The organism is Streptomyces finlayi (assembly GCF_014216315.1).
Taxonomy (GTDB): Bacteria; Actinomycetota; Actinomycetes; order Streptomycetales; family Streptomycetaceae; genus Streptomyces; species Streptomyces finlayi_A.
Window position 1 is genome coordinate 3,447,424 of record NZ_CP045702.1, and the last position, 21,057, is coordinate 3,468,480.

Here is a 21,057-nt window from a genome sequence, read left to right on the forward strand (position 1 = left end):
TCCTGAGCTGCGACAACTTCCCCGGGGGCGGCGCCTCTTGACGCCGCCCCTTCCTTACGTCACCCTTTCACTACTCAATTAGTGAAAGGGTGGTGGACATGGCAGAGTCCGCAGCGGTCGAGTTCCGCATCGACCGGCGCAGCGGTGTCGCCACGTACCTCCAGATCGTCCAGCAGACCAAACAGGCCCTGCGCCTGGGCGTGCTGGAACCGGGCGACCGGCTGCCCACCGCCCGCGAGGTCGTCGAGGCCACGGCCATCAATCCCAACACCGTGCTCAAGGCCTACCGCGAACTGGAGCGCGAGGGCCTCGTCGAGGCACGCCGCGGGCTCGGCACCTTCGTCCGGCGCACGCTCGGCAGCGCGGCGACCGCCACCGACGCACCACTGCGCTCCGAGCTCGCCGACTGGGTCCTCAGGGCCCGCACCGCAGGACTGGAGAAGGACGACGTGAGCGCGCTCTTCACCGCCGTACTGGACAGCACATTCAAGGGGGACGAGGACCGATGACAGGCTCCGCGATCGAGGCGAACGGCCTCGGTATGAAGTACGGCCGCGGGGCGGGCAGGTGGGCGCTGCGCGACTGCTCGTTCCGGCTGCCCGCCGGACGGGTCTGCGCCCTCGTCGGACCCAACGGCGCCGGGAAGTCCACCCTGCTCGCGCTGGCGGCCGGCCTCCTCGGGCCGACCGAGGGATCGGTCCGGGTGCTCGGCTCCGACGCACCGGGCGCCCTACGTGAGCGCATCGCGTACGTCTCCCAGGACAAGCCCCTGTACCCGCAGCTCACCGTGGCCGACACCCTCTGGGCCGGCCAGGAGCTCAACCCCGCGAGCTGGGACCGGGCCACGGCCGACCGGGTCGCCTCTCCTCTCCCCCAGCACGCCAAGGTCCGTACGCTCTCCGGCGGCCAGCGCACCCGGCTCGCCCTGGCACTCGCCCTCGGCAAGCGGCCCTCGCTGATGCTGCTCGACGAACCGATGGCCGACCTCGACCCGCTCGCCCGCCACCAGCTGATGGGCACCCTGATGGCCGAGGCCGCCGAGCACTCCACCACCATCGTGATGTCCTCGCACATCCTCACCGAGCTGGAGGGCGCCTGCGACTACGTCCTGCTGGTCGACGGCGGACGCGTCCGGCTCGGCGGCGAGACGGACGACATCGTCGCCGCCCACGCCGTACTGACCGGACAGGCCGGGGACCTCGCCCCGCACACCGTCGTCGAGTCCCGCACGACGGGCCGTCAGCTCACCGCGCTCGTACGGAAGGAGGGCCCGGTGGACGACACCGCCTGGGACGTGACGGAACCGTCCCTGGAGGAACTGCTCCTGGCCCACCTCCGCTCCCCCGACGCCCCGCCCCTGCTCACCCCGAGCGCCCACCACGAGACCCGCGAGGCGGTGGCGTCCGCATGAGCACGCTCACCGCACCGCAGCGCCCGGCACCGGACACGGGCAACAAGCGCGGCCCGGTCCGCGTCCTGCTGCGCCAGCACCGCAAGGCTCTTTGGGGCGCGGGCGCCCTGGTGGTTGCCGGCATCGGCGTCATGGTCGCGCTCCAGGTCTGGGTAGCGTCCGGGAAGGAGCGCTGCCCCGACGGCGACACCACCCGGTGCGGGGACGGCAGCTACCTCCCCACCTACGCACGCACGTCCACCGAGCAGTACCTGTCCGACGGCGGCATGGTGCTGCTCGTACTCGCGGGCCTCATCGGTGCCTTCGTGGCGGGCCCGCTGATCGCGCGGGAACTGGAGAGCGGCACCTTCCGGATGGCTTGGACCCAGTCGGTCTCGCCCGCCCAGTGGCTGGCGGCCCGTCTCGCCGTCCCCGCCGCCGTCGCGATCGTCGGGCTCACGATCCTGTCGCTCGTCTACCGCTGGGGATGGACAATCATCCACAGCAAGCCGCTCACGTCCCTCCCTTGGCACGGAACCGGCGTCTACCCCGGCCTGGGCCCCGTAGCCGTCGCATTCGCGCTGCTCGCGGTGGCCGTCGGCGCGCTGTGTGCCGTACTCGTCCGCCGCACCCTGTTGTCCATGTCCGCCACCGTCCTCGTGCTCGGCGTGGTCATGCTCGGCCTGTCCAAACGCCGCTACGAACTCTGGCCGACCGTGCAGCTCCTCGGCGACGACATCCGGTTGTACGCCAGCGGCTGGCACATCGAATCAGGAATGCTCACGGCATCAGGCGAGAAGCTGTACTGGAGCAGCTGTTTCGGGGGCCCGGACTTCCGCGACCCCGAGGTCTGCATGCGCGAGCGCGGCGGCGTCACCAAGTTCGCCGAGTTCCACCCCGACTCGCACTTCTGGCCCCTGCAGCTCATGGAGACCGGCATCCTGCTCGCCCTCGCGGCGATCGCCGTGGCCCTCGCCTTCCGGGCACTGCGCCGCCTGCACGGCTGACCCGGCCGCGAAACCCCCGCCCTGTCCGGACTCCGAGGGGGGAGCCCGGGCGGGGCGGGCCGTACGGGCCCCGACGCGCGCCCGGGGCCCCGCCGGGACCGCACACCGCAGCCTGCATGTCATGTCGCCGTTACCGGCCATTCAGAAGCGCTTGCGACCCTCACAGGATGCAGCCAGCCGTGCCCGCCCCCCGCAACGGCAGACCTCGTGGGTCCGCCGGGCCTTCCGCGATCTTTCCTGGCTCCGACGTGCCCCCGGAGCCGTCGACGCGGAACAATAGGTCCATGAGCCAGCAGCCCAGCTCCGAGGTCCCGGTCCAGCCCACTCAGCCGTCGGTCGGCTCACTCGCCGCGCACCGGCCACGCGCAGTCGCCGACTCGACGTCCAACGGCGTCGGTTTCTCCACGGCAGCCGATCTGGACCCCGATCTCGACGCCGACGCGGACGCGTACGAACCCGACCGCGACGGCGACGAACTGCCCCAGGGCCGCTTCCTGGATCGCGAACGCAGCTGGCTCGCGTTCAACGAACGCGTCCTCGAACTGGCCGAGGACCCCGCGACCCCCCTCCTCGAACGGGCTAATTTCCTCGCGATCTTCGCCTCGAACCTGGACGAGTTCTTCATGGTCCGCGTCGCCGGCCTGAAGCGCCGCATCGCCACCGGCGTCGCCACCCGCTCCGCGTCCGGACTCCAGCCCCGCGAGGTCCTCGACCTCATCTGGACCCGCTCCCGCGAACTCATGGCCCGGCACGCCGCCTGCTACCAGCAGGACATCGCGCCCGCCCTGTCCGACGAGGGCATCCAGCTGATCCGCTGGCCCGAGCTGACCGAGAAGGAGCAGGCCCGCCTGTTCACCTTCTTCCGCCAGCGCGTCTTCCCCGTACTGACCCCGCTGGCCGTCGACCCGGCGCACCCCTTCCCGTACATCTCGGGACTCTCGCTCAACCTCGCCGTCGTCGTACGCAACCCCGTCAGCGGCCACCGGCACTTCGCCCGCGTGAAGGTGCCCCCGCTGCTGACCCGCTTCCTGGAGGCGTCGCCGCAGCGGTACGTCCCCATCGAGGACGTCATCGCGGCCCACCTGGAAGAGCTCTTCCCCGGCATGGAGGTCCTCGCCCACCACATGTTCCGGGTCACCAGGAACGAGGACCTGGAGGTCGAGGAGGACGACACCGAGAATCTGCTCAAGGCCCTGGAGAAGGAGCTCGTGCGGCGCCGCTTCGGCCCGCCCGTCCGGCTGGAGGTCGAGGAGTCCATCGACCCGTACGTCCTGGACCTGCTGGTACGCGAGCTGAAGATCAGCGAGACCGAGCTCTACCCGCTGCCGGGACCGCTCGACCTCACCGGCCTGTTCGGCATCGCGTCGCTGGACCGGCCCGAGCTGAAGTACCCCAAGTTCATCGCGGGCACCCACCGGGACCTGGCCGAGGTCGAGTCCGCGTCCGCGCCCGACATCTTCGCCGCGCTGCGCGAACGCGACGTCCTGCTGCACCACCCGTACGACTCGTTCTCCACCTCCGTCCAGGCGTTCCTGGAGCAGGCGGCGGGTGACCCGGACGTCCTGGCGATCAAGCAGACGCTGTACCGCACCTCCGGCGACTCCCCGATAGTGGACGCGCTGATCGACGCCGCCGAGTCCGGCAAGCAGGTCCTCGTCCTCGTCGAGATCAAGGCCCGCTTCGACGAGCAGGCCAACATCAAGTGGGCCCGCAAACTGGAGGAGGCCGGCTGCCATGTCGTCTACGGCCTCGTCGGGCTGAAGACCCACTGCAAGCTGTCGCTCGTCGTCCGCCAGGAGGGCGACACGCTGCGCCGCTACTCCCACGTCGGCACAGGCAACTACCACCCCAAGACCGCCCGGCTGTACGAGGACCTCGGCCTGCTCACCGCCGACCCGCAGGTCGGCGCGGACCTCTCCGACCTCTTCAACCGGCTCTCCGGCTACTCACGCCGCGAGACCTACCGCCGGCTGCTGGTCGCCCCGAAGTCCCTGCGCGACGGGCTGATCGCCCGTATCAACAAGGAGATCTCCCACCACCGCGCGGGCCGCCCCTCGTACGTCCGCTTCAAGGTCAACTCCATGGTCGACGAAGCGACCATCGACGCCTGCTACCGGGCCGCGCAGGCAGGCGTCCCCGTGGACATCTGGGTCCGCGGCATCTGCGCGATACGCCCCGGCGTCGCCGGCCTCTCCGAGAACATCCGGGTCCGCTCGATACTGGGCCGCTTCCTGGAACACTCCCGGGTCTTCTCCTTCGGCAACGGAGGCGAACCCGAGGTCTGGTTCGGCAGCGCCGACATGATGCACCGCAACCTCGACCGCCGGATCGAAGCACTGGTCCGGGTCACCGACCCCGCCCACCGCGCGGCCCTCAGCCGGCTCCTGGAAACAGGCATGGCCGACACCACCTCCTCCTGGCACCTCGGTCCCGACGGGAACTGGACCCGGCACGCCACGGACGGGGACGGTCAGCCGCTGCGGCACGTGCAAGAGATGCTCATTGACGCCCGGAGGCGCCGGCGTGCGACGCCCTGACCAGCAGACGACGATGCGGGAGACCGCGCAACTCCCCGCAGGAGGGGTCCTCGGGCCGTACCTCCAGGAGCAGGCCGGAGACTTCCTGCGCGGCCTGCGGCTGCACCGCGAGCACAGCGCGCCGACCGACGGCGGCAGCCGCGGCACGGACGAGGCGGCCGGTGCGCTGCGCCGCTCGGCCCGCCGGATCGGCGGCTCCCTGCACACGTTCCGGGGGCTGCTCGACGCGAACTGGGCCGACCAGCTCCGTACGGAACTGGCCTGGCTCTCCGGCACGCTGGCCCGCGAACACGCGTACGCCACCCGGTTGGCCCGCCTCCTCGAAGCGCTCCACGCGCTCTCGGGAACGTCACTGCCGGGGGCCCGCACCCCTGTCGGCGGCCCAGGCACCGACAAGGAGCGCGCCGCGCTCGGGGTCGGTGCGGCGCGGGCCGGGGCGCTCCTGGAGCGGCAGCTGACCCTCGCCCGGACACGCGCCCACTCCGCGGCGCTCCAGGCACTCGGCTCCTCCCGCTTCCACGCGGTCGCCGACGCCGTCGCCCTGCTCGCCTCCGACGTCCCGCTGGCCGCCTCTGCGGCGGCTCCGGCCGCCGAGGTGCTGTACGGCCCGGTGGAACGTGCCGAGAAGCGGCTGCTCGGCGCGGTGGCAGCGCTGCCACCGGACGAACTGGTGGAGCCGTACAACGAGGCCCAGGACGCGCCCTGGCACCAGGCCCGTCTGCTGCTGCGGCTGCACCGGTACGCCGACGAGGTGGTGCGGGGCACACCCGATCCGGTCCTGGCGGGGGCGGGCAAGGCACTCGATCTGCACCGGGACGCGTCGGAGGCGGCCTCCGCCGCCGCGGCGGCGGCCCGGACCCCGCGGATCGCCCCGGCGACGGCGTACGCCCTCGGCGTGCTCCACGCCGACCAGCGGCACGAGGTGGAAGCGGCCCGCAGCGTGTTCCGGGAGACCTGGCCGTACGCGGCGGCCGTGACGGGGCCATGAGCTCGTCGGCAGGTCCCGTACTGGCGGCCGGCTGCGTGCTGTGGCGCCGCTCGTCGCACGACGGGAGCCCCGAGGTCTGCCTGGTGCACCGGCCCCGCTACGACGACTGGTCGTTCCCCAAGGGCAAGCTGAAGCGCGGCGAGTCCGCGCTGGGGGGCGCGCTGCGGGAGGTCCTGGAGGAGACCGGACACCACTGCGCGCCGGGGGCCCGGCTGCCCACGGCCCGGTACGAGGTGAACGGGCGGCCGAAGGAGGTCGCGTACTGGGCGGCGGAGGCGACGGGCGGCTCCTTCACCCCGAACGACGAGGTCGACCGTCTGCTCTGGCTCCCCCCGTCAGTGGCCCGGGAACGCCTGACCCGCCCTGGCGACCGGGACCAGCTCGACGCCTTCCTCACGGCGCCGCGGTCCGCCTGACCGGCGGGCCTTGGTCGGGGCGGGACAGGGCGGGCCGGGACGGGCCCGGCGTGGCACCCGGGTCACGGGTACATACAGGGACCCCTTGACCACCCCCGGTGGCACGGCCCGCACGCCCCCACCGGCCGGTCCGGGGCCGTGCAGGAGGGTCCCCGCAGGGTGACGAACGGAAACCCGGGTACGCATGGCGTTCCCGCCGAACGTTCGTCGCTTGAGGAGACACTCCGGAGGGGCCCCGGACCGGCCCAAACGGGGCAACCACAAGGCCGCCGCACCGAAACCCAGCCCGTCCGGCGCTTGGGGACAAGAACCCGCCCGCGAAGGACACGCCCACCAAAGCCAGCCCGTCCGACACGGTTCACCTTCCGTTCACCCTGACCCGCAGGCGGCTTCACCTGTTCTGCCTAATTTCGGACGTACACGGTGCGCGGCGACAAGCCACAGCACCACTCCTCATCGCACGCCGTCGTAGAACGAGACAACCACGGCGGCTCCTGGAAGGAACACCCGAAAGTGAAGCTTCAGCGCAAGAACCGGCTTCGTGCCACCGCGCTCGGTGCCCTCGCCGTCTCCGGCGCCCTGGTCCTCACGGCGTGCGGTTCGGACGACAACACCAGCGGCACCACCGCCGGCAGCGGCGAGACGACGAGCGCCGCGTCGGACATCAAGTGCGACGACGCCAAGGGCGAACTGCTCGCGGCCGGCTCGACCGCGCAGAAGAACGCCATGGACCTCTGGGTCAAGAACTTCCAGGCGGCCTGTGCGGGTATCGAGGTCAACTACCAGGCCATCGGCTCCGGCGGCGGCATCACCAAGTTCAACCAGGGGCAGGTCGCGTTCGCCGGCTCCGACTCGGCGCTCAAGCCCGAAGAGGTCGCCGAGTCGAAGAAGATCTGCAAGACCGGCCAGGGCATCAACCTGCCGATGGTCGGCGGCCCCGTCGCCGTCGGCTACAACCTGGACGGCGTGGACGACCTCGTTCTCGACGCCAAGACACTCGCGTTGATCTTCGACTCGAAGATCACCAAGTGGAACGACGCCGCGATCGCCAAGCTCAACCCGGACGCCAAGCTCCCGGACACCGCGATCCAGGCCTTCCACCGCTCGGACGAGTCCGGCACGACCCAGAACCTCGGCAAGTACCTGAACACGGCCGCGCCGAGCGAGTGGAAGTACGACCCGAAGTCGAAGTCGTGGCCGGCCAAGGGCGGTCAGGCTGCCAACGGCTCCTCCGGCGTGGTCTCCAACGTCAAGGCCGCCAACGGTGCGATCGGCTACTTCGAGCTGTCCTACGCGACTGCCAACAAGCTGAACACCGTCAAGGTCGCCACCGGCGCCGCTGCCCCGGTCGAGGCCACCACGGAGAACGCCTCCAAGGCCATCGCCGCCGCCAAGATCAAGGGCACCGGCAACGACCTGGCGCTTGAGCTCGACTACGCGACCAAGGTCGACGGTGCGTACCCGATCGTCCTGGTGACGTACGAGATCGCCTGCGACAAGGGCAACAAGGCCGAGACCCTGCCCGCCCTCAAGGCATTCCTGACCTACGCGGTCAGCGAGGACGGCCAGAAGGTCCTGGCCGACGCCGACTACGCGCCGCTCCCGGCCGAGATCGCGGCCAAGGTCCGCGAGATCGTCCCCACCCTGTCCTGACCCCGGCCGCGGACGGCCCCGGCATCCGGGGCCGTCCGCGCCTTCCGGTGCACCGCCGCCAGGAGCCCTCACCGGCTCCGCAGACCGGAGAAAATCGATGACCATAGCAACCGAACCCAACGCATCCGCTCCACCCCCGCCCGAAGCGCAGGCCAAGCCTTCTGCCAAGAAGAGCAGTCACGCCGGTGACCGGGTCTTCCTCGGACTGTCCCGTGGCTCGGGGATCGTCCTCCTGGTGATCATGGCTGCCATCGCGGCCTTCCTCACCTACCGCACCGTTCTCGCCGTATCGAAGGACGACGCAAACTTCCTCACCACCTCGGAGTGGAACCCGGCGGGCGACCCGCCGGTCTTCGGTATCGCCGTCCTCCTCTTCGGCACGATCGTCAGTTCGATCATCGCCATGGCGATCGCCGTGCCGGTCGCGATCGGTATCGCGCTGTTCATCTCGCACTACGCGCCCCGCAAGCTGGCCACGCCGCTCGCGTACGTCGTCGACCTGCTGGCCGCGGTACCGAGCATCATCTACGGCCTCTGGGGCGCCGTCTTCCTGGTCCCGTACCTGGACGGCCTCAACAAATGGCTCGACCAGTACCTCGGCTGGACGTACATCTTCGACAAGACGAGCGACGGCGTCGCGCGCAGCCTCTTCACCGTCGGCATCCTGCTGGCCATCATGATTCTGCCGATCGTCACCAGCGTCACCCGCGAGGTCTTCCTCCAAGCGCCGAAGATGCACGAGGAAGCCGCCCTGGCCCTCGGTGCCACGCGCTGGGAAGTCATGCGGATGTCGGTACTGCCCTTCGGCCGCTCGGGCATCATCAGCGCTTCCATGCTGGGCCTGGGCCGCGCACTCGGTGAAACAATGGCCGTAGCGGTCGTGCTTTCCCCAAGCTTCATCATTTCCGGCCGCCTGCTCGATCCGGGCGGCGGCACCTTCGCGCAGAACATCGCCGCGAAGTTCAACGAAGCGGACGAATTCGGCCGCGACGCCCTGATCGCATCCGGCCTGGTGCTTTTCGTCATCACGCTGCTGGTCAACGGAGCGGCCCGCTGGATCATCGGCCGCCGCAAGGAGTACTCGGGGGCCAACGCATGAACCAGGCAATCATGGACAAGCCTCCGGTCGTTCCCGTGCAGCACGCGACGTTCTCGCACGCGCGCCTCCCTCGCTGGGCGCCCGCCGCCATCGCCGCCGGGTCCGTTGCCGCCGGTATCGGCATCGGCCTCGTCGCCGGCTGGCACAGCCGCGTGCAGTGGGGCCTCCTGGCCGCCCTGATCTTCGTCCTGGCCACCTATGCGATCACCGCAAAGGTGGAGGGCCGCCGTCAGGGCAAGGACCGGGTGGCGACCAGCCTGGTCTGGGTCAGCTTCATCCTCGCCCTCGTCCCGCTGATCTCGCTGGCCTGGGTCACGATCACCAAGGGCATGAAGGTCCTCGACCCGTACTTCCTCAGCCACTCCATGAGCGGTCTGCTCGACGCCGAAGCGGGCGGCGGCATCTACCATGCGCTGCTCGGCACCCTGGAGCAGGTCGGCATCGCCACGCTGATCGCCGCACCCGTCGGACTGCTCACCGCGGTCTACCTGGTCGAGTACGGGCGGGGGAAGCTGGCGAAGACCGTCACCTTCTTCGTCGACGTCATGACGGGCATCCCGTCGATCGTCGCTGGTCTGTTCATCCTCGCCACCTGGAATCTGATGCTGGGCTTCGGGCCCTCCGGATTCGCCGGCGCGCTGGCCCTCGCGATCCTGATGATGCCGGTGGTCGTCCGCTCCACCGAGGAGATGCTCAAGCTCGTCCCCAACGAGCTGCGCGAAGCCTCGCTCGCCCTCGGTGTACCCAAGTGGCGCACTATCCTCAAGGTGGTGCTGCCGACCGCGATCGGCGGAATCACCACCGGCATCATGCTCGCGGTCGCCCGTATCACGGGTGAGACCGCCCCGGTTCTGTTGCTCGTCTTCGGTACGAAGCTGATCAACCCGAACCCCTTCGAAGGCGCCCAGTCCTCGCTTCCGCTGTACGTGTACGAGCAGTACGTCGTCGGCACCGAGGCATCGGTAGACCGCGCCTGGGGCGCGGCTCTCGTCCTGATCGCCTTCGTCATGATCCTCAATCTGGTGGCCCGCGGCATCGCCCGCTGGAAGGCCCCCAAGACCGGTCGCTGACGCGGCCAGCAGCGACCTCCCGAAAGAAGCAGTGATCCCCATGGCCAAGCGAATCGACATCGGCGGTCTGACCGCCTACTACGGCAGCCACAAGGCCATCGAGGACATCTCGATGACCGTGGAGCCCCGCTCCGTGACGGCCTTCATCGGCCCCTCCGGCTGCGGCAAGTCCACGTTCCTGCGCACCCTGAACCGGATGCACGAGGTCACCCCCGGTGGCCGCGTCGAGGGCAAGGTGCTGCTGGACGACGAGGACCTTTACGCCCCCGGCGTCGACCCCGTCACCGTGCGCCGCACGGTCGGCATGGTCTTCCAGCGCCCGAACCCGTTCCCGACCATGTCGATCTTCGACAACGTCGCCGCGGGTCTCCGGCTGAACGGCTCGTACAAGAAGAGCGAGCTGGCGGACGTCGTCGAGAAGTCACTCAAGGGCGCCAACCTCTGGAACGAGGTCAAGGACCGGCTGAACAAGCCCGGCTCCGGACTCTCCGGCGGTCAGCAGCAGCGTCTGTGCATCGCCCGCGCCATCGCGGTCGAGCCGCAGGTACTCCTGATGGACGAGCCCTGCTCGGCCCTCGACCCGATCTCGACCCTCGCCATCGAGGACCTGATCGGTGAGCTGAAGGAACGCTTCACGATCGTCATCGTGACGCACAACATGCAGCAGGCGGCGCGCGTCTCGGACCGTACGGCCTTCTTCAACCTCTCGGCGGTCGGCAAGCCGGGCCGTCTCATCGAGATAGACGAGACGGAGCGGATCTTCTCCAACCCGTCCGTCCAGGCCACCGAGGACTACATCTCCGGCCGCTTCGGATAACCCACAGACAGCCTTGGGGTGCTGCATGGCGGTGCCACCACAAGGCAAAAGGGTCCGCCCCGCTCTCCGTGAGGAGAGCGGGGCGGACCCATTTCTACGCGTTGCCGGCCCTCACCCGAAGAGCAGCCGCACAACCCCATAGCTCAGCGCAGCGACCAGCGCCGCAGCCGGCATGGTGACGAACCACCCGAGGATGATGTTCTTGGCGACACCCCACCGCACGGCGTTCACCCGCTTCGTGGCGCCCACACCCATGATCGCGGACGTGATCACGTGCGTGGTGGAGATCGGCGCGTGGAACAGGAACGCCGAGCCGAACATGATCGACGCGCCCGTCGTCTCGGCCGCGAATCCCTGCGGCGGGTCCAGCTCGATGATCTTCCGGCCGAGCGTACGCATGATGCGCCAGCCACCCGCGTACGTTCCGAGCGACAGCATCAGCGCACAGGCGACCTTCACCCAGACGGGGATCTCGTCGTTCGGTCCCTCGACATCGGCGATGACCAGGGCCATCACCACGATGCCCATCGTCTTCTGCGCGTCCTGGAGACCGTGACCGAGCGCCATGCCCGCCGCCGAGACCGTCTGCGCGATACGGAAGCCGCGCTTGGCCTTGTGGGGGTTGGAGTTCCGGAACATCCACATGATCCCGACCATCACCAGATAGCCGACGATCAGACCGACGAACGGCGAGACGAACATCGGGATGACGACCTTCTCCAGCACCCCGTCCCAGTGCACCATCGTCCCGCCGGCCAGCGCCGCGCCGACCATGCCGCCGAAAAGGGCGTGCGAGGACGAGGACGGCAGGCCGTAGTACCAGGTGATGAGGTTCCAGATGATCGCGCCGACCAGCGCCGCGAAGAGGATTCCCATCCCCTTCTGCCCCTCGGGCGTGGCGATGATCCCTTCGCTGACGGTCTTGGCGACCCCCTGGCCCAGGAAGGCGCCTGCGAGGTTCATCACGGCGGCCATCGCCAGGGCCGCACGCGGGGTCAGCGCCCGGGTGGAGACCGAGGTGGCGATGGCGTTCGCCGAGTCGTGGAAGCCGTTCGTATACGTGAAGCCGAGCGCGACACCGATGGTCACGACCAGCGCAAAGGTGTCCACGAGGTTCAGGACTCCTTGACCGCGATGGTCTCCACGGTGTTCGCGACGTGCTCGAACGCGTCAGCGGCCTCTTCCAGCACGTCCACGATCTGCTTGAGCTTCAGCACCTCCATGGCGTCATACTTGCCGTTGAAGAGCTGGGCGAGCAGCTTGCGGTGGATCTGGTCGGCCTGGTTCTCCAGACGGTTGACCTCGATCCAGTACTCGGTGAGGTTCTCCATGGTCCGCAGGCCCGGCATGGCCTCGGCGGTCAGTTCCGCCGCCCGGGCCAGTACCTCGATCTGCTGCTCGACACCCTTGGGGAGCTCTTCGACCTGATACAGAACGACCAGGTCGACGGCCTCCTCCATGAAGTCCATGATGTCGTCGAGCGACGAGGCGAGTTTGTAGATGTCCTCGCGGTCGAAGGGCGTGATGAACGAGGAGTTGAGCTGGTGGAAGATCGCGTGGGTCGCGTCGTCCCCCGCGTGCTCCGCTGCCCGCATACGCTCCGCGATCTCGACTCGGGAGGCAGCATCCGCCCCGAGCAGTTCCATGAGGAGCTTCGAGCCCGTGACGATGTTGTCCGCGGATGCGGCGAACATGTCGTAGAAACTCGTCTCCCTGGGGGTCAGACGAAAGCGCACGTGGGGTCCTCGGGTGCTTTGGATTCGGTCAGGCTGATGCTAGGCGCATCATCCGGCCACGGCTAACCGGCGTTCTTCAGTGTCGCCCATCGGGCACAGTGATCAACACGGGCCCCCGGTCACGGTTCGGCCGGATTCGGTACCATATACCCGGCAGGGGTATATGGACGCAAGGCAACAGACAACGGGAGGAAGCAATGACCACCACCGAGGCCACTGAGGCAGCCGGTTCCGCGGGTGCGGAGCCCGGTACGGAAGCCGGCGCGGAAGCCGGTGCGGCCACCGTCGTCACCGACCACGACCGCGGTATCCACGGCTACCACCACCAGAAGGACGAGCACCTCAAGCGCCTGCGCCGGATCGAGGGCCAGGTCCGCGGCCTCCAGCGGATGGTCGACGAGGACGTCTACTGCATCGACATACTGACCCAGGTCTCGGCGTCCACCAAGGCCCTCCAGTCCTTCGCGCTCCAGCTCCTCGAGGAGCACCTGCGCCACTGTGTCGCCGATGCCGCCGTCAAGGGCGGCGAGGAGATCGACGCGAAGGTCGAGGAAGCCACGAAGGCGATCGCCCGCCTGCTCCGCACCTGATCCCAGCGCCGGCGCCAGCCGCACGACGCGTCCGATGTCACCCCCGGCAGCCGGTCTGCCGGGGTTCGGGGCCGGGGGCCGGGGGCCGGGCAGTTCCCAGCAGCCGCGATCTGGCAGTCGCGTTCTAGCAGTCGCCGGTCCCGACGTTGAGCACCTCGTCGATACGGTCGGAACTGAGCCGGTCCTCGCGGGCGGCCGAGGCCGCGATCATGAGCTCGCCGCAGAGCTCGATCTCAGCCAGAGCCAAACGGTCCTGCGCGTTCGGGGCGCTGAGCGTCACCACGTGCGTCACCTCTCTCTGCCGTCGCCGACTCCTGGCGCACCGGCTTCCTAGCGTAGGGACCGGGACACCCACCGCGCATGGCACGGACGGACCATTTCGACCCCCTCCCTACCGGCTCCCTCCGCCGCCCCGGCCCTGCTGGATCAAGCCCGTGTAGATGTCGCCCCGGTCCGGCAGCCGCACGGTGACCGGCACCCCGAACCCGTACAGCAGCAGAGTGGACACCACCGCCACCGCCGGCCCCTCGGAAGCGAAGCTGAAACGGTGGCGCACCTTGCGCAGCCGCCCCTCCTCGTCGAGATACGCGTCGAACGGCACCGCGTCCGTGCCGAACCCCTTCGCCGCCGCGGTCAGCGCCCCCCGCGACTCCGGCGACGCCGCACGGGCCGCCCCCCCGAGGTCGGCGGTCCCCTGGTAGTGATGGACCGTCACCCCGGCGAGCTCCTTCTTCCCCACGTACGTCACCTCGCCTGCCCCGCGCAGCAGTTCGGCGGCGGCCATCGGATCGGTCACCCCGCCCGTGACGAGGTTCCCGTCCTCCAGCGCCGTCGTGTCGACCCGTACCCACTTCTCCTCGGGCACCCCGGCACCGCGGTTCTTCATGTACAGCGCACCCGGCGCCAGCAGTTCGGTGATGGGCCGGTGCCCGGTCTCCCCGGCGGCGTCCTTAGGCAGGACGACCCTGACCCGTCCCAGCTGTCGGCGGAAGTCGTACGCCCCCTGGCCCCTGATCGTCACCCGCGTCCCGCCGGCCGCGGTCTCCATCGACGTACGCATCTCGGCGCTGCCGGCAGCGACCAGCACGTCAGCCGCCCGCCGCAGCGTTTCACCGCTGCCTCCGGGCCCGGGAGCCCCGGCCCGGAGCCGCTCCCCGTGCACGTGGCCGCCGCTCCCGTCGGAGCACCCGGCGGTCACCGCCATCACGCCCGCCACGGCAAGAGCGCAGACAGCCAGGGCCCCGCCTCCGCCCCTGTGCTGCTGCACCACCATCGCCTGCCAACCCCCAACGACCAACCCGGCACGAGCCCCCCACTCGCCCCGCCTAACGACGACCGGGGTCCCTCGTCACGCCGTACACGCCCGCCGTTGTCCCCGGAGGCACCCGTTCCGGGCACCGATCGGTGCCCGGAACCGCCGTTCGGGTGCCGCCACCAGTACCGTGGACGCGTGCATGAGGAAGCCCCCACCCAGGCCCCGGACCACGCCCGTATCCCGGCTCTCCACACGGCCGGACGGACGACCCCACCCCAGCCCGGCACCACCTCGACCGACACGCGTACCACCGCTTCACCGCACAGCGTCACGACGATCGAGCGGGGCTCGTTCTGTCTGGCCCACTGCACCTGCGGGTGGCGGGGACCCGCACGACGGTCCCGCGACCGGGCCCGTACCGACGCCGAACAGCACCTGTCCACGTCAGAGGACTCCGCGGGACCCCAGCACACCTGACGACGCACCGCCCGACCGCCTCACTGCCTGACCGCCTCGCACCCTCATCTCCTCACCCCCTCATCGCCTCACGCTCGGCGGCGGCCACGGTGTCGTCTCCCGCGCGTACGGCCTGACCTGCGACAACCTGACATCCGCCACCCTGGTCACCGCGGACGGCAGGACACTCACCGCCGACACCGAGCGCCACCCGGACCTCTTCTGTGCCCTGCGCGGCGCGGGCAACGGCACCTTCGGCGTCGTCACCGAACTCCGTTTCCGCACCCGGCCGGCCCCGCCGACCGTCAGCGGCTTCCTCTCCTACCCCTGGTCCCGCGCCCAGGCCGTCCTCGCCGCCTGGCAGGAGTGGGGCCCCGACCAGCCGGACGAGATCTGGTCCTCCGCCCACCTCGACGCCGGTCCGGGAGGAGAGGTGCCGACGCTGTCCATCGCCGTGTTCTCCCTCGGTACGCGTGTTCTCCCTCGGTACGTACGGGGATCTCCAGAACGCCGTGGACCGCCTCGCCGGGAAGGCCGGCGCCTCGGCCTCCTCCGTATCGCTGCGTCGGCGGAGCTTCCTGGAGGCGATGCTCGTCCACGCGGGCTGCTCGGGCCTCACGGCCGCCCAGTGCCACCTGCCGGGCACGACGCCGGGCCGCGACCAGGGCGGGGCGGGCCTGCGGGACGCGTACGCCGCGGCCTCCGACTTCTTCGACCGGCCGCTCTCCGGGGCGGGCCTGCGGACGCTGATCGACCGGGCCGAGGCGTTCACCCGGATTCCGGCGGACCAGGGCGGGGGCGAAGGTTCCGTCGCGCTCACCGCCCTCGGCGGGGCGGTCAACCGGATCGACCCGGAGGCGACGGCGTTCGTCCACCGCCGCTCACGGGTGCTCGCCCAGTACATCGGCGCCTGGCAGCCCGGCACCTCGGGAACGGCCCAGCAAGGCTGGCTCAAAACGACCCATGCGGCCATGCGCCGCTATGCGTCCGGAGCCGCGTACCAGAACTACGTCGACCCGCATCTGGCCGACTGGCGGGAGGCGTACTACGGCGCGGGAGCCGACCGGCTCGCCCGCCTGAAGGAGCGGTACGACCCGACCCGCCTCTTCACCTTCCCCCAGTCCCTCTGACCTCAGGAACCTCCGGAACCTCAGTCCCGTGGCCCGTCCTCTGCCGCCCGTCAGGCGGCGAGGTCCTTCTCTCCCGCACCACCGCCGCCCGACCCGGGCCGCGGCTCGGGAATGCCGAGCGCCCTGCCCCGGTCGTCGGCCGAAGCCTCGAGCGGCTTGCCGGAGCGTACGAGGAAGCCGACCCGGCCGGACCGGGACACGGCGGTCACGAGCGGCGTCAGCAGGGCCATGGCGAGCGGTGCGAGAAGCAGGGCCACCGCCGTGCCGAGCGCGAAACCGCCGATGACGTCCGTCGGGTAGTGCACACCCATGTAGACCCGGCACAACCCCTCGACGAGCGCGAGGGCGAGGGCGGCGAGCCCGAACTTCCGGTTGGCAACGAAGAGCCCGACGGCGATCGCCATCGCCATGGTGGCGTGGTCGCTGACGAACGAGAAGTCCGTCTTGCCGGCCACGAGGACCTCCAGCCCGTCGTGGTCGTTGAACGGACGTGGCCGCTCCACGAAACCCCGGATCGGAATGTTGACGAGGAGGGCGATCCCGGCTGCCAGCGGCGCCCAGACGAGCCCCGCGACCGCCGTCACGGAATCCTCGACGGTCCCGCGCCGGCGAACACTCCACCAGCACCACAGGCCGACCAGGACCATGCCGAGCATGATCCCGTACTCACCGACGAACTCCATGACCCGGTCGAACCAGGGGGGAGATGCCTTCGCCAGCCCGTTGATGTCGTAGAGCAGGCTGACGTCGGGGTTCGACCCATCGAGTGCGAGTCCAGCCATCTGCCGCGGCCCCTTGCCTTGTCTGCTGCGACGCACACAGGCGTGCGCCGCTTCGGTCGACCCCCGTGTTTCGGTGCGATACCGCAGTCCTGGACAACGCCGCATGGTCAGTACGCATGCTGCCCCAGTTCAGGGAACGGTCTGTCAGCTGCCTACGTTCCGACCTCCACCGAATAATCACCATGACGTTATCGAAGAGTGACTCATCGTCCCAGCTCAGGGCCCAGGCTTCACGGAGAGTTCCAGCCACGACCCCTGCCCGTCGAACGCCTCTCAGCCCTGCGGAAGGTCGGTCGGCAGAGCCGCCGCCCCGTCCTTCGTGACTCGCGTCGCCCCGAAGTAGTCCGGAGTATCGATCTTGTCGAACCGGATCACGGACCCGGTGTACGGAGCGTTGATCATGTACCCGCCTCCGACATAGAGCCCCACGTGCCGGATGGCCCGCGAGTTCGTCAGATCGTCGGAGAAGAACACGAGGTCGCCCGGGAGCAGCTCGTCCCGCGAGGGGTGCGGCCCGGCGTTGTACTGATCGTTGGCAACCCGGGGCAGCTCGATGTCGACGGTCCGGTACGCGGCCTGGGTCAGCCCGGAACAGTCGAACCGCCCGTCCTGCTCGGCCGTGCCGTTGCCACCCCAGAGGTAGGGCGTACCGAGCTTCTGCTGCGCGAAGTAGATGGCGCCGGCCGCCTGCCGTGAGGGTGCGACCCGGCCGACGGGCCGGGCGAAGCTCTTCTCCAGCGAGCGAATGATCTTCACGTAGTTCTGCGTCTCGGAGATCGCGGGCACCCCGCCCGACCGGATCACCCGGTAGGCACCGGCGTTGTAGGCCGCGAGCATGTTGTTGGTCGGGTCGCCCGGAACCTTCTTCACGTACCCGGCCAGCTCGCAGTCGTACGAGGCGGCGGACGGGATGGCATCGGCCGGATCCCACACGTCCCGGTCACCGTCGTTGTCCCCGTCGATCCCATGCGAGGCCCAGGTCCCGGGGATGAACTGCGCGATGCCCTGAGCGGCGGCATGACTCTGAGCCCTCGGGTTCCACCCGCTCTCCTGGTACAACTGCGCCGCCAGTAGCGCGGGGTTGATGGCAGGACAGAGGTTGCCCCACTTCTCCACCAGGGGCTGATACCGCGCGGGAACAGCCCCCTTGGCCAGCCCGACAACCCCCCCGCCACCACCCCCGGCAAGCCCGGCGGCGGCGGAGTACGTACCGACGACGAGCAGCGCCACGAAGCACAGACACAGCCCGACCCCACCGCCGACAACCACCCAGTATTTCCGCACCCTTCAACCATCCCCCATCCAGGCATGGTTCATGGGCCGATTCGCTGGTGTGTACGGGTGGGAGGGGGCGCGGTGGGAGCGCGGGGGGAGTGACGCGGGGTCAGGAGACCTCGGCGGACCAGAAGTCGGAGTGGACGTTGGGGCGGGGGATGAACTCGCCCTCGAAGGCGGGGCCGGTGGGCTTGGAGGTGGAGTCGGCCACTTCGGACTTCTCTACGCAGGGGCTGTCGACTTCGAAGAAGGCTTGGCCCTCACCTCCAATACTCAGACTCACACCAAACCCTCGCCTTGTTTGCGCATAGATCGCCGGGAACTCCCGGTCACTATTGATCGCCTTGATCGCGTATCCACCCTTGCGCCAAAGTCGATCAACAACCCCAAGGAAGCTCCCCCGCCGACCGTCCGAGATAACGGTCATCACAGTCCGCCTGCGCGTTACATCACAGCCACCCGTAGTTGTAGGGCCGTGCGACCACTGCACCTCGGGCTCGATCCCGACAAAAGTTTCGTCGAGGACTTTGTCTGCATATTCCGCCGCTTCCTGCATATTCATTTGATCTCGCCCGTTTCCACTTAACGGAGTAATAATATTCCCGCATCCTGATAGAACCGCGCATAGCAGAAATACCTCCCCTGCGCGCAAGGGGCGGCGGCTCATCGCGGCTCCTCAACCTTCAGCTTATGAGAGTTCCCCGAAACCACGAAGGCAATACTGTCTGCCGATGTGGAATCCTTGACTGGGTCGAAATACTGAGAGTGCGCACCAAACGATCTATCGAGAATGAGAGAGGGCCCGTCCCCCACGGGAAACCGCCTGGCCCCGAAGTCCTCACTTGCTGGGTCCCGCCCGAACCACGAACCGTCCTCGCTGTGATCACCCAATCCGTCCATCAAGTATCCAAGGGGGCCCATCACAGCACCCACCTTGACCTGTGATGCGGGAGGCGTCCTAGTCACCAAATCGTTCTCCGCGGCACCGACAAATACATGACTACCGTCAACCCCAAGTTCCTCGGCTCGATCCACTCCGACGCCTGGGCTGCCCACGAAAATGAAGTCGTCAACTCCCGGCATTCCACCGTCTCGCTGTGTTGCGGCACCCACTGTGCGAGAACCGTACGAGTGACCGATAGCAGTCATGTGAGGGTTTTCATTTTCATTAGTCACCGACAAGCCACTCATGAATCCGTTGAAGGCATGCCCACCCTTCACCGCCCTCTCATCTCCCATAACATCTAAACTGTCCAAACCATCAATCAATTGCGGAGCATCGTATCCCAGCCATGCAATTGCAGCACTCGACGAATCATATTTACGCGCACCCAGCACCGTGTCACGCGCCCGCTTCAGATCACCCTCTGCGAATCCTACGTCTAGCGACGTTCCCAGTCCCGGAACATACGCCGCCACGTTCCTAGACATATCCGGATTCCCATAGGACACAATCGCCCGGCCGTTCCCCTGATCCCCAATACCAAGCAGGTACATCGGCGGATCGCCTGGCTTGCGAGCCGCCTGCAACTGCCGGTCAATCTCCCGCAGCCCCGCCAGCTTGGTCTCCGACTCCCCGTCGTCCCGCCCCTCCAGCTTGCCGATCAACAGCTGGAGGTTGTCGCGGTTGGCGGCATCGCGTACCAGGGCCGGGATTCCGTCCAGGTTGCCGATCTGGTCCGGGTACACCGCGAGGTACTCCTCGCGCTGTTCCTCCGTCAGGCCGCCCCACCACGCATGGCGTTCGGCCGGAGTCGCGTCAAGCGGAATGCCGCTCTTGAGGTACCCCCTCGCCGCCTCCCGTACCGCAGCCGCGTCCCCCGCCGCATCCGTCCACGTCGAGTCCGGGACCCTCAGGCCCTCTTCCGCCTTGAGCCTCCGCAGAATCCTCGCGTACCGCCAGTCGATCTCGGCCGCCGTCCGCACCGCCTTCACCACCCGGTCCGCGATGTCCTGCGCCTTCGCCGCATTCGGGTTCGGCGCAACCAGCCCGGACGGCGCGACCAGCCCCGGCACCCCGCCCCCGGCCTTCGTCCCACCCGCCAAGGGCTTCCCGTCGATCAACCCCTCACCCGCCGCCGGATACGTCACCGACCCGTCCGCATGCACCGTGAATCTCAGCGCAGCCGCGTCATCCAGCGCCTCACCCAATGCCCGCTGCTGGGCCCTCAGCTCGTGGGCCAGGCTGTTCAGCGTCGTACGGACAAGACCGCACTCCGTATAGACGTACTGGAAGTTCCGGCTCAGCTGCCGCAGCCGCCCCACCGCCGCATCCGCCGCCTCCCCCTGCTCCGTCTCGCGCAGGCCGTTGAGCAGGTGCTGTTCGATCCGGTCCCGCGCCGCGTCGGCCCGGTTACTCGCCCTGCCCCAGCCGTCGGCCGCCCCCTCCAGCTCGCCGCACTTCAGGTCACGTAACTTCGCCCATGTCAGCGCCGACCCGCTCACCGCGCGCCGCCGCCGTTCGCCACCGGCGCGAAGGAGGACCGCACGGCCTCGTTCGTCTCACCCTGCGCGCGAGCCACGGCCCGCAGGTTCCCCGCGAGGCTGGCGCACTCCCCCTGCGCGGTCGCGAACCGCCGCTCCCACGACTCGCGTACGGTGCCCAGCTCCGCCAGTGCGGTCAGGGCGCCCGCCCCCGCCGACAGGCCTTCGTGTGCCGCCCCCAGCTCCGGCTTCACCGGCGCCAAGTGCCCCCGCATCGCGTCCGCGCCACCGGCGGCCCGCGTCCACGGCCCGTCGCTGTGCTTCAGCGCCCGGCTGCCGGCACCACCGGCACCACCGCCCAGATCACTCAACCTCTGCCGCCCCGGCCCCGGCCCCGACAGCTGCCCCACCACGGCCACACCGCTCACCCCG

Annotated in this window: 21 protein-coding genes and 1 pseudogene; 13 read left to right on the plus strand and 9 right to left on the minus strand. The window is 69.2% G+C overall.

The window, feature by feature from the left end:
• Positions 1–98 precede the first annotated feature (98 nt).
• The 10 genes from F0344_RS15910 to pstB all read left to right on the plus strand — a co-directional run bounded on the left by F0344_RS15910 (position 99) and on the right by pstB (position 10,977).
• Entirely contained in the window at positions 99–509 is a 411-nt protein-coding gene (locus F0344_RS15910; RefSeq protein WP_185299432.1) for a GntR family transcriptional regulator, read from the plus strand.
• Positions 506–1,411 carry an ABC transporter ATP-binding protein gene (locus tag F0344_RS15915; RefSeq protein ID WP_185299433.1) on the plus strand — a complete coding sequence of 302 codons (906 nt, stop codon included), beginning with the start codon at positions 506–508 and terminating at the stop codon, positions 1,409–1,411. Before F0344_RS15910 ends, F0344_RS15915 begins: the two co-directional genes overlap by 4 nt.
• Positions 1,408–2,397: an ABC transporter permease gene (locus F0344_RS15920; RefSeq protein ID WP_185299434.1), complete on the plus strand. Its 990-nt coding sequence runs from the start codon at positions 1,408–1,410 to the stop codon at positions 2,395–2,397. Before F0344_RS15915 ends, F0344_RS15920 begins: the two co-directional genes overlap by 4 nt.
• Positions 2,398–2,681: 284 nt before the next feature.
• Positions 2,682–4,934 carry an RNA degradosome polyphosphate kinase gene (locus F0344_RS15925; RefSeq protein WP_185299435.1) on the plus strand — a complete coding sequence of 751 codons (2,253 nt, stop codon included), beginning with the start codon at positions 2,682–2,684 and terminating at the stop codon, positions 4,932–4,934.
• Positions 4,921–5,922, plus strand: a complete 1,002-nt coding sequence (locus F0344_RS15930; protein WP_374940094.1) for a CHAD domain-containing protein — start codon at positions 4,921–4,923, stop codon at positions 5,920–5,922. Before F0344_RS15925 ends, F0344_RS15930 begins: the two co-directional genes overlap by 14 nt.
• Positions 5,919–6,338 (plus strand): NUDIX hydrolase, encoded by a 420-nt coding sequence (locus F0344_RS15935; RefSeq protein WP_185299436.1) that lies wholly within the window; start codon positions 5,919–5,921, stop codon positions 6,336–6,338. The genes F0344_RS15930 and F0344_RS15935 overlap by 4 nt, the downstream gene beginning before the upstream one ends.
• Before the next feature lie 513 nt (positions 6,339–6,851).
• Positions 6,852–7,991: a phosphate ABC transporter substrate-binding protein PstS gene (pstS, locus tag F0344_RS15940; RefSeq protein ID WP_185299437.1), complete on the plus strand. Its 1,140-nt coding sequence runs from the start codon at positions 6,852–6,854 to the stop codon at positions 7,989–7,991.
• 97 nt (positions 7,992–8,088) lie between these two features.
• The gene (gene pstC / locus F0344_RS15945; protein ID WP_185299438.1) at positions 8,089–9,090 is read left to right on the plus strand and encodes a phosphate ABC transporter permease subunit PstC; all 1,002 of its coding nucleotides are present in this window, start codon (positions 8,089–8,091) and stop codon (positions 9,088–9,090) included.
• Positions 9,087–10,160 carry a phosphate ABC transporter permease PstA gene (gene pstA / locus F0344_RS15950; RefSeq protein ID WP_185299439.1) on the plus strand — a complete coding sequence of 358 codons (1,074 nt, stop codon included), beginning with the start codon at positions 9,087–9,089 and terminating at the stop codon, positions 10,158–10,160. Before pstC ends, pstA begins: the two co-directional genes overlap by 4 nt.
• Before the next feature lie 40 nt (positions 10,161–10,200).
• Positions 10,201–10,977 (plus strand): phosphate ABC transporter ATP-binding protein PstB, encoded by a 777-nt coding sequence (gene pstB / locus F0344_RS15955; RefSeq protein WP_185299440.1) that lies wholly within the window; start codon positions 10,201–10,203, stop codon positions 10,975–10,977.
• 111 nt (positions 10,978–11,088) lie between these two features.
• Here pstB and F0344_RS15960 read toward each other — a convergent pair whose 3' ends face one another.
• Positions 11,089–12,087: an inorganic phosphate transporter gene (locus F0344_RS15960; protein ID WP_185299441.1), complete on the minus strand. Its 999-nt coding sequence runs from the start codon at positions 12,085–12,087 to the stop codon at positions 11,089–11,091.
• 5 nt (positions 12,088–12,092) lie between these two features.
• On the minus strand, positions 12,093–12,713 hold the full coding sequence (locus F0344_RS15965; protein ID WP_185299442.1) for a DUF47 domain-containing protein: 621 nt from the start codon (positions 12,711–12,713) through the stop codon (positions 12,093–12,095).
• A 197-nt stretch (positions 12,714–12,910) separates the two neighbouring features.
• Between F0344_RS15965 and F0344_RS15970 the strand changes: the two genes are divergently transcribed.
• Entirely contained in the window at positions 12,911–13,303 is a 393-nt protein-coding gene (locus F0344_RS15970; RefSeq protein WP_308460974.1) for a metal-sensitive transcriptional regulator, read from the plus strand.
• A 124-nt stretch (positions 13,304–13,427) separates the two neighbouring features.
• On the opposite strand, the gene F0344_RS15975 is transcribed toward F0344_RS15970, so the two are convergent.
• Both F0344_RS15975 and F0344_RS15980 read right to left on the minus strand, forming a co-directional pair.
• On the minus strand, positions 13,428–13,586 hold the full coding sequence (locus F0344_RS15975) for a hypothetical protein (RefSeq protein WP_185303034.1): 159 nt from the start codon (positions 13,584–13,586) through the stop codon (positions 13,428–13,430).
• A 108-nt stretch (positions 13,587–13,694) separates the two neighbouring features.
• Positions 13,695–14,576, minus strand: coding sequence for a hypothetical protein (locus tag F0344_RS15980; RefSeq protein ID WP_185299443.1), 882 nt, complete (start codon positions 14,574–14,576; stop codon positions 13,695–13,697).
• 177 nt (positions 14,577–14,753) lie between these two features.
• Between F0344_RS15980 and F0344_RS15985 the strand changes: the two genes are divergently transcribed.
• Together F0344_RS15985 and F0344_RS15990 are read left to right on the plus strand one after the other, a co-directional pair.
• Positions 14,754–15,035, plus strand: coding sequence for a hypothetical protein (locus F0344_RS15985; RefSeq protein ID WP_185303035.1), 282 nt, complete (start codon positions 14,754–14,756; stop codon positions 15,033–15,035).
• Between the two features lie 67 nt (positions 15,036–15,102).
• Positions 15,103–16,144, plus strand: a pseudogene (locus F0344_RS15990) (FAD-binding oxidoreductase); the annotation flags it as partial.
• Positions 16,145–16,194: 50 nt separating this feature from the next.
• Here the strand turns inward: F0344_RS15990 and F0344_RS15995 are convergent.
• From F0344_RS15995 to F0344_RS16015, 5 genes are all read right to left on the minus strand, one after another.
• Positions 16,195–16,926 (minus strand): phosphatase PAP2 family protein, encoded by a 732-nt coding sequence (locus F0344_RS15995; protein ID WP_185299444.1) that lies wholly within the window; start codon positions 16,924–16,926, stop codon positions 16,195–16,197.
• 273 nt (positions 16,927–17,199) lie between these two features.
• Entirely contained in the window at positions 17,200–18,210 is a 1,011-nt protein-coding gene (locus tag F0344_RS16000; protein ID WP_185299445.1) for a C40 family peptidase, read from the minus strand.
• Between the two features lie 100 nt (positions 18,211–18,310).
• Positions 18,311–18,763 (minus strand): hypothetical protein, encoded by a 453-nt coding sequence (locus tag F0344_RS16005; protein ID WP_185299446.1) that lies wholly within the window; start codon positions 18,761–18,763, stop codon positions 18,311–18,313.
• 101 nt (positions 18,764–18,864) lie between these two features.
• The gene (locus tag F0344_RS16010) at positions 18,865–20,646 is read right to left on the minus strand and encodes an alpha/beta hydrolase (RefSeq protein WP_185299447.1); all 1,782 of its coding nucleotides are present in this window, start codon (positions 20,644–20,646) and stop codon (positions 18,865–18,867) included.
• Complete coding sequence (locus F0344_RS16015) at positions 20,643–21,053, minus strand: hypothetical protein (protein ID WP_308460975.1); 411 nt, start codon at positions 21,051–21,053, stop codon at positions 20,643–20,645. Before F0344_RS16015 ends, F0344_RS16010 begins: the two co-directional genes overlap by 4 nt.
• Positions 21,054–21,057: the final 4 nt, after the last annotated feature.

Excerpts from the sequence above, each read along its gene's own strand:
- F0344_RS15910 (WP_185299432.1), top strand. The coding sequence starts at position 99 with ATGGCAGAGTCCGCAGCGGTCGAGTTCCGCATCGACCGGCGCAGCGGT.
- F0344_RS15915 (WP_185299433.1), top strand. The coding sequence starts at position 506 with ATGACAGGCTCCGCGATCGAGGCGAACGGCCTCGGTATGAAGTACGGC.
- F0344_RS15920 (WP_185299434.1), top strand. The coding sequence starts at position 1,408 with ATGAGCACGCTCACCGCACCGCAGCGCCCGGCACCGGACACGGGCAAC.
- F0344_RS15925 (WP_185299435.1), top strand. The coding sequence starts at position 2,682 with ATGAGCCAGCAGCCCAGCTCCGAGGTCCCGGTCCAGCCCACTCAGCCG.
- F0344_RS15935 (WP_185299436.1), top strand. The coding sequence starts at position 5,919 with ATGAGCTCGTCGGCAGGTCCCGTACTGGCGGCCGGCTGCGTGCTGTGG.
- pstC (WP_185299438.1), top strand. The coding sequence starts at position 8,089 with ATGACCATAGCAACCGAACCCAACGCATCCGCTCCACCCCCGCCCGAA.
- pstA (WP_185299439.1), top strand. The coding sequence starts at position 9,087 with ATGAACCAGGCAATCATGGACAAGCCTCCGGTCGTTCCCGTGCAGCAC.
- pstB (WP_185299440.1), top strand. The coding sequence starts at position 10,201 with ATGGCCAAGCGAATCGACATCGGCGGTCTGACCGCCTACTACGGCAGC.
- F0344_RS15970 (WP_308460974.1), top strand. The coding sequence starts at position 12,911 with ATGACCACCACCGAGGCCACTGAGGCAGCCGGTTCCGCGGGTGCGGAG.
- F0344_RS15980 (WP_185299443.1), bottom strand. The coding sequence starts at position 14,576 with ATGGTGGTGCAGCAGCACAGGGGCGGAGGCGGGGCCCTGGCTGTCTGC.
- F0344_RS15995 (WP_185299444.1), bottom strand. The coding sequence starts at position 16,926 with ATGGCTGGACTCGCACTCGATGGGTCGAACCCCGACGTCAGCCTGCTC.
- F0344_RS16005 (WP_185299446.1), bottom strand. The coding sequence starts at position 18,763 with ATGAATATGCAGGAAGCGGCGGAATATGCAGACAAAGTCCTCGACGAA.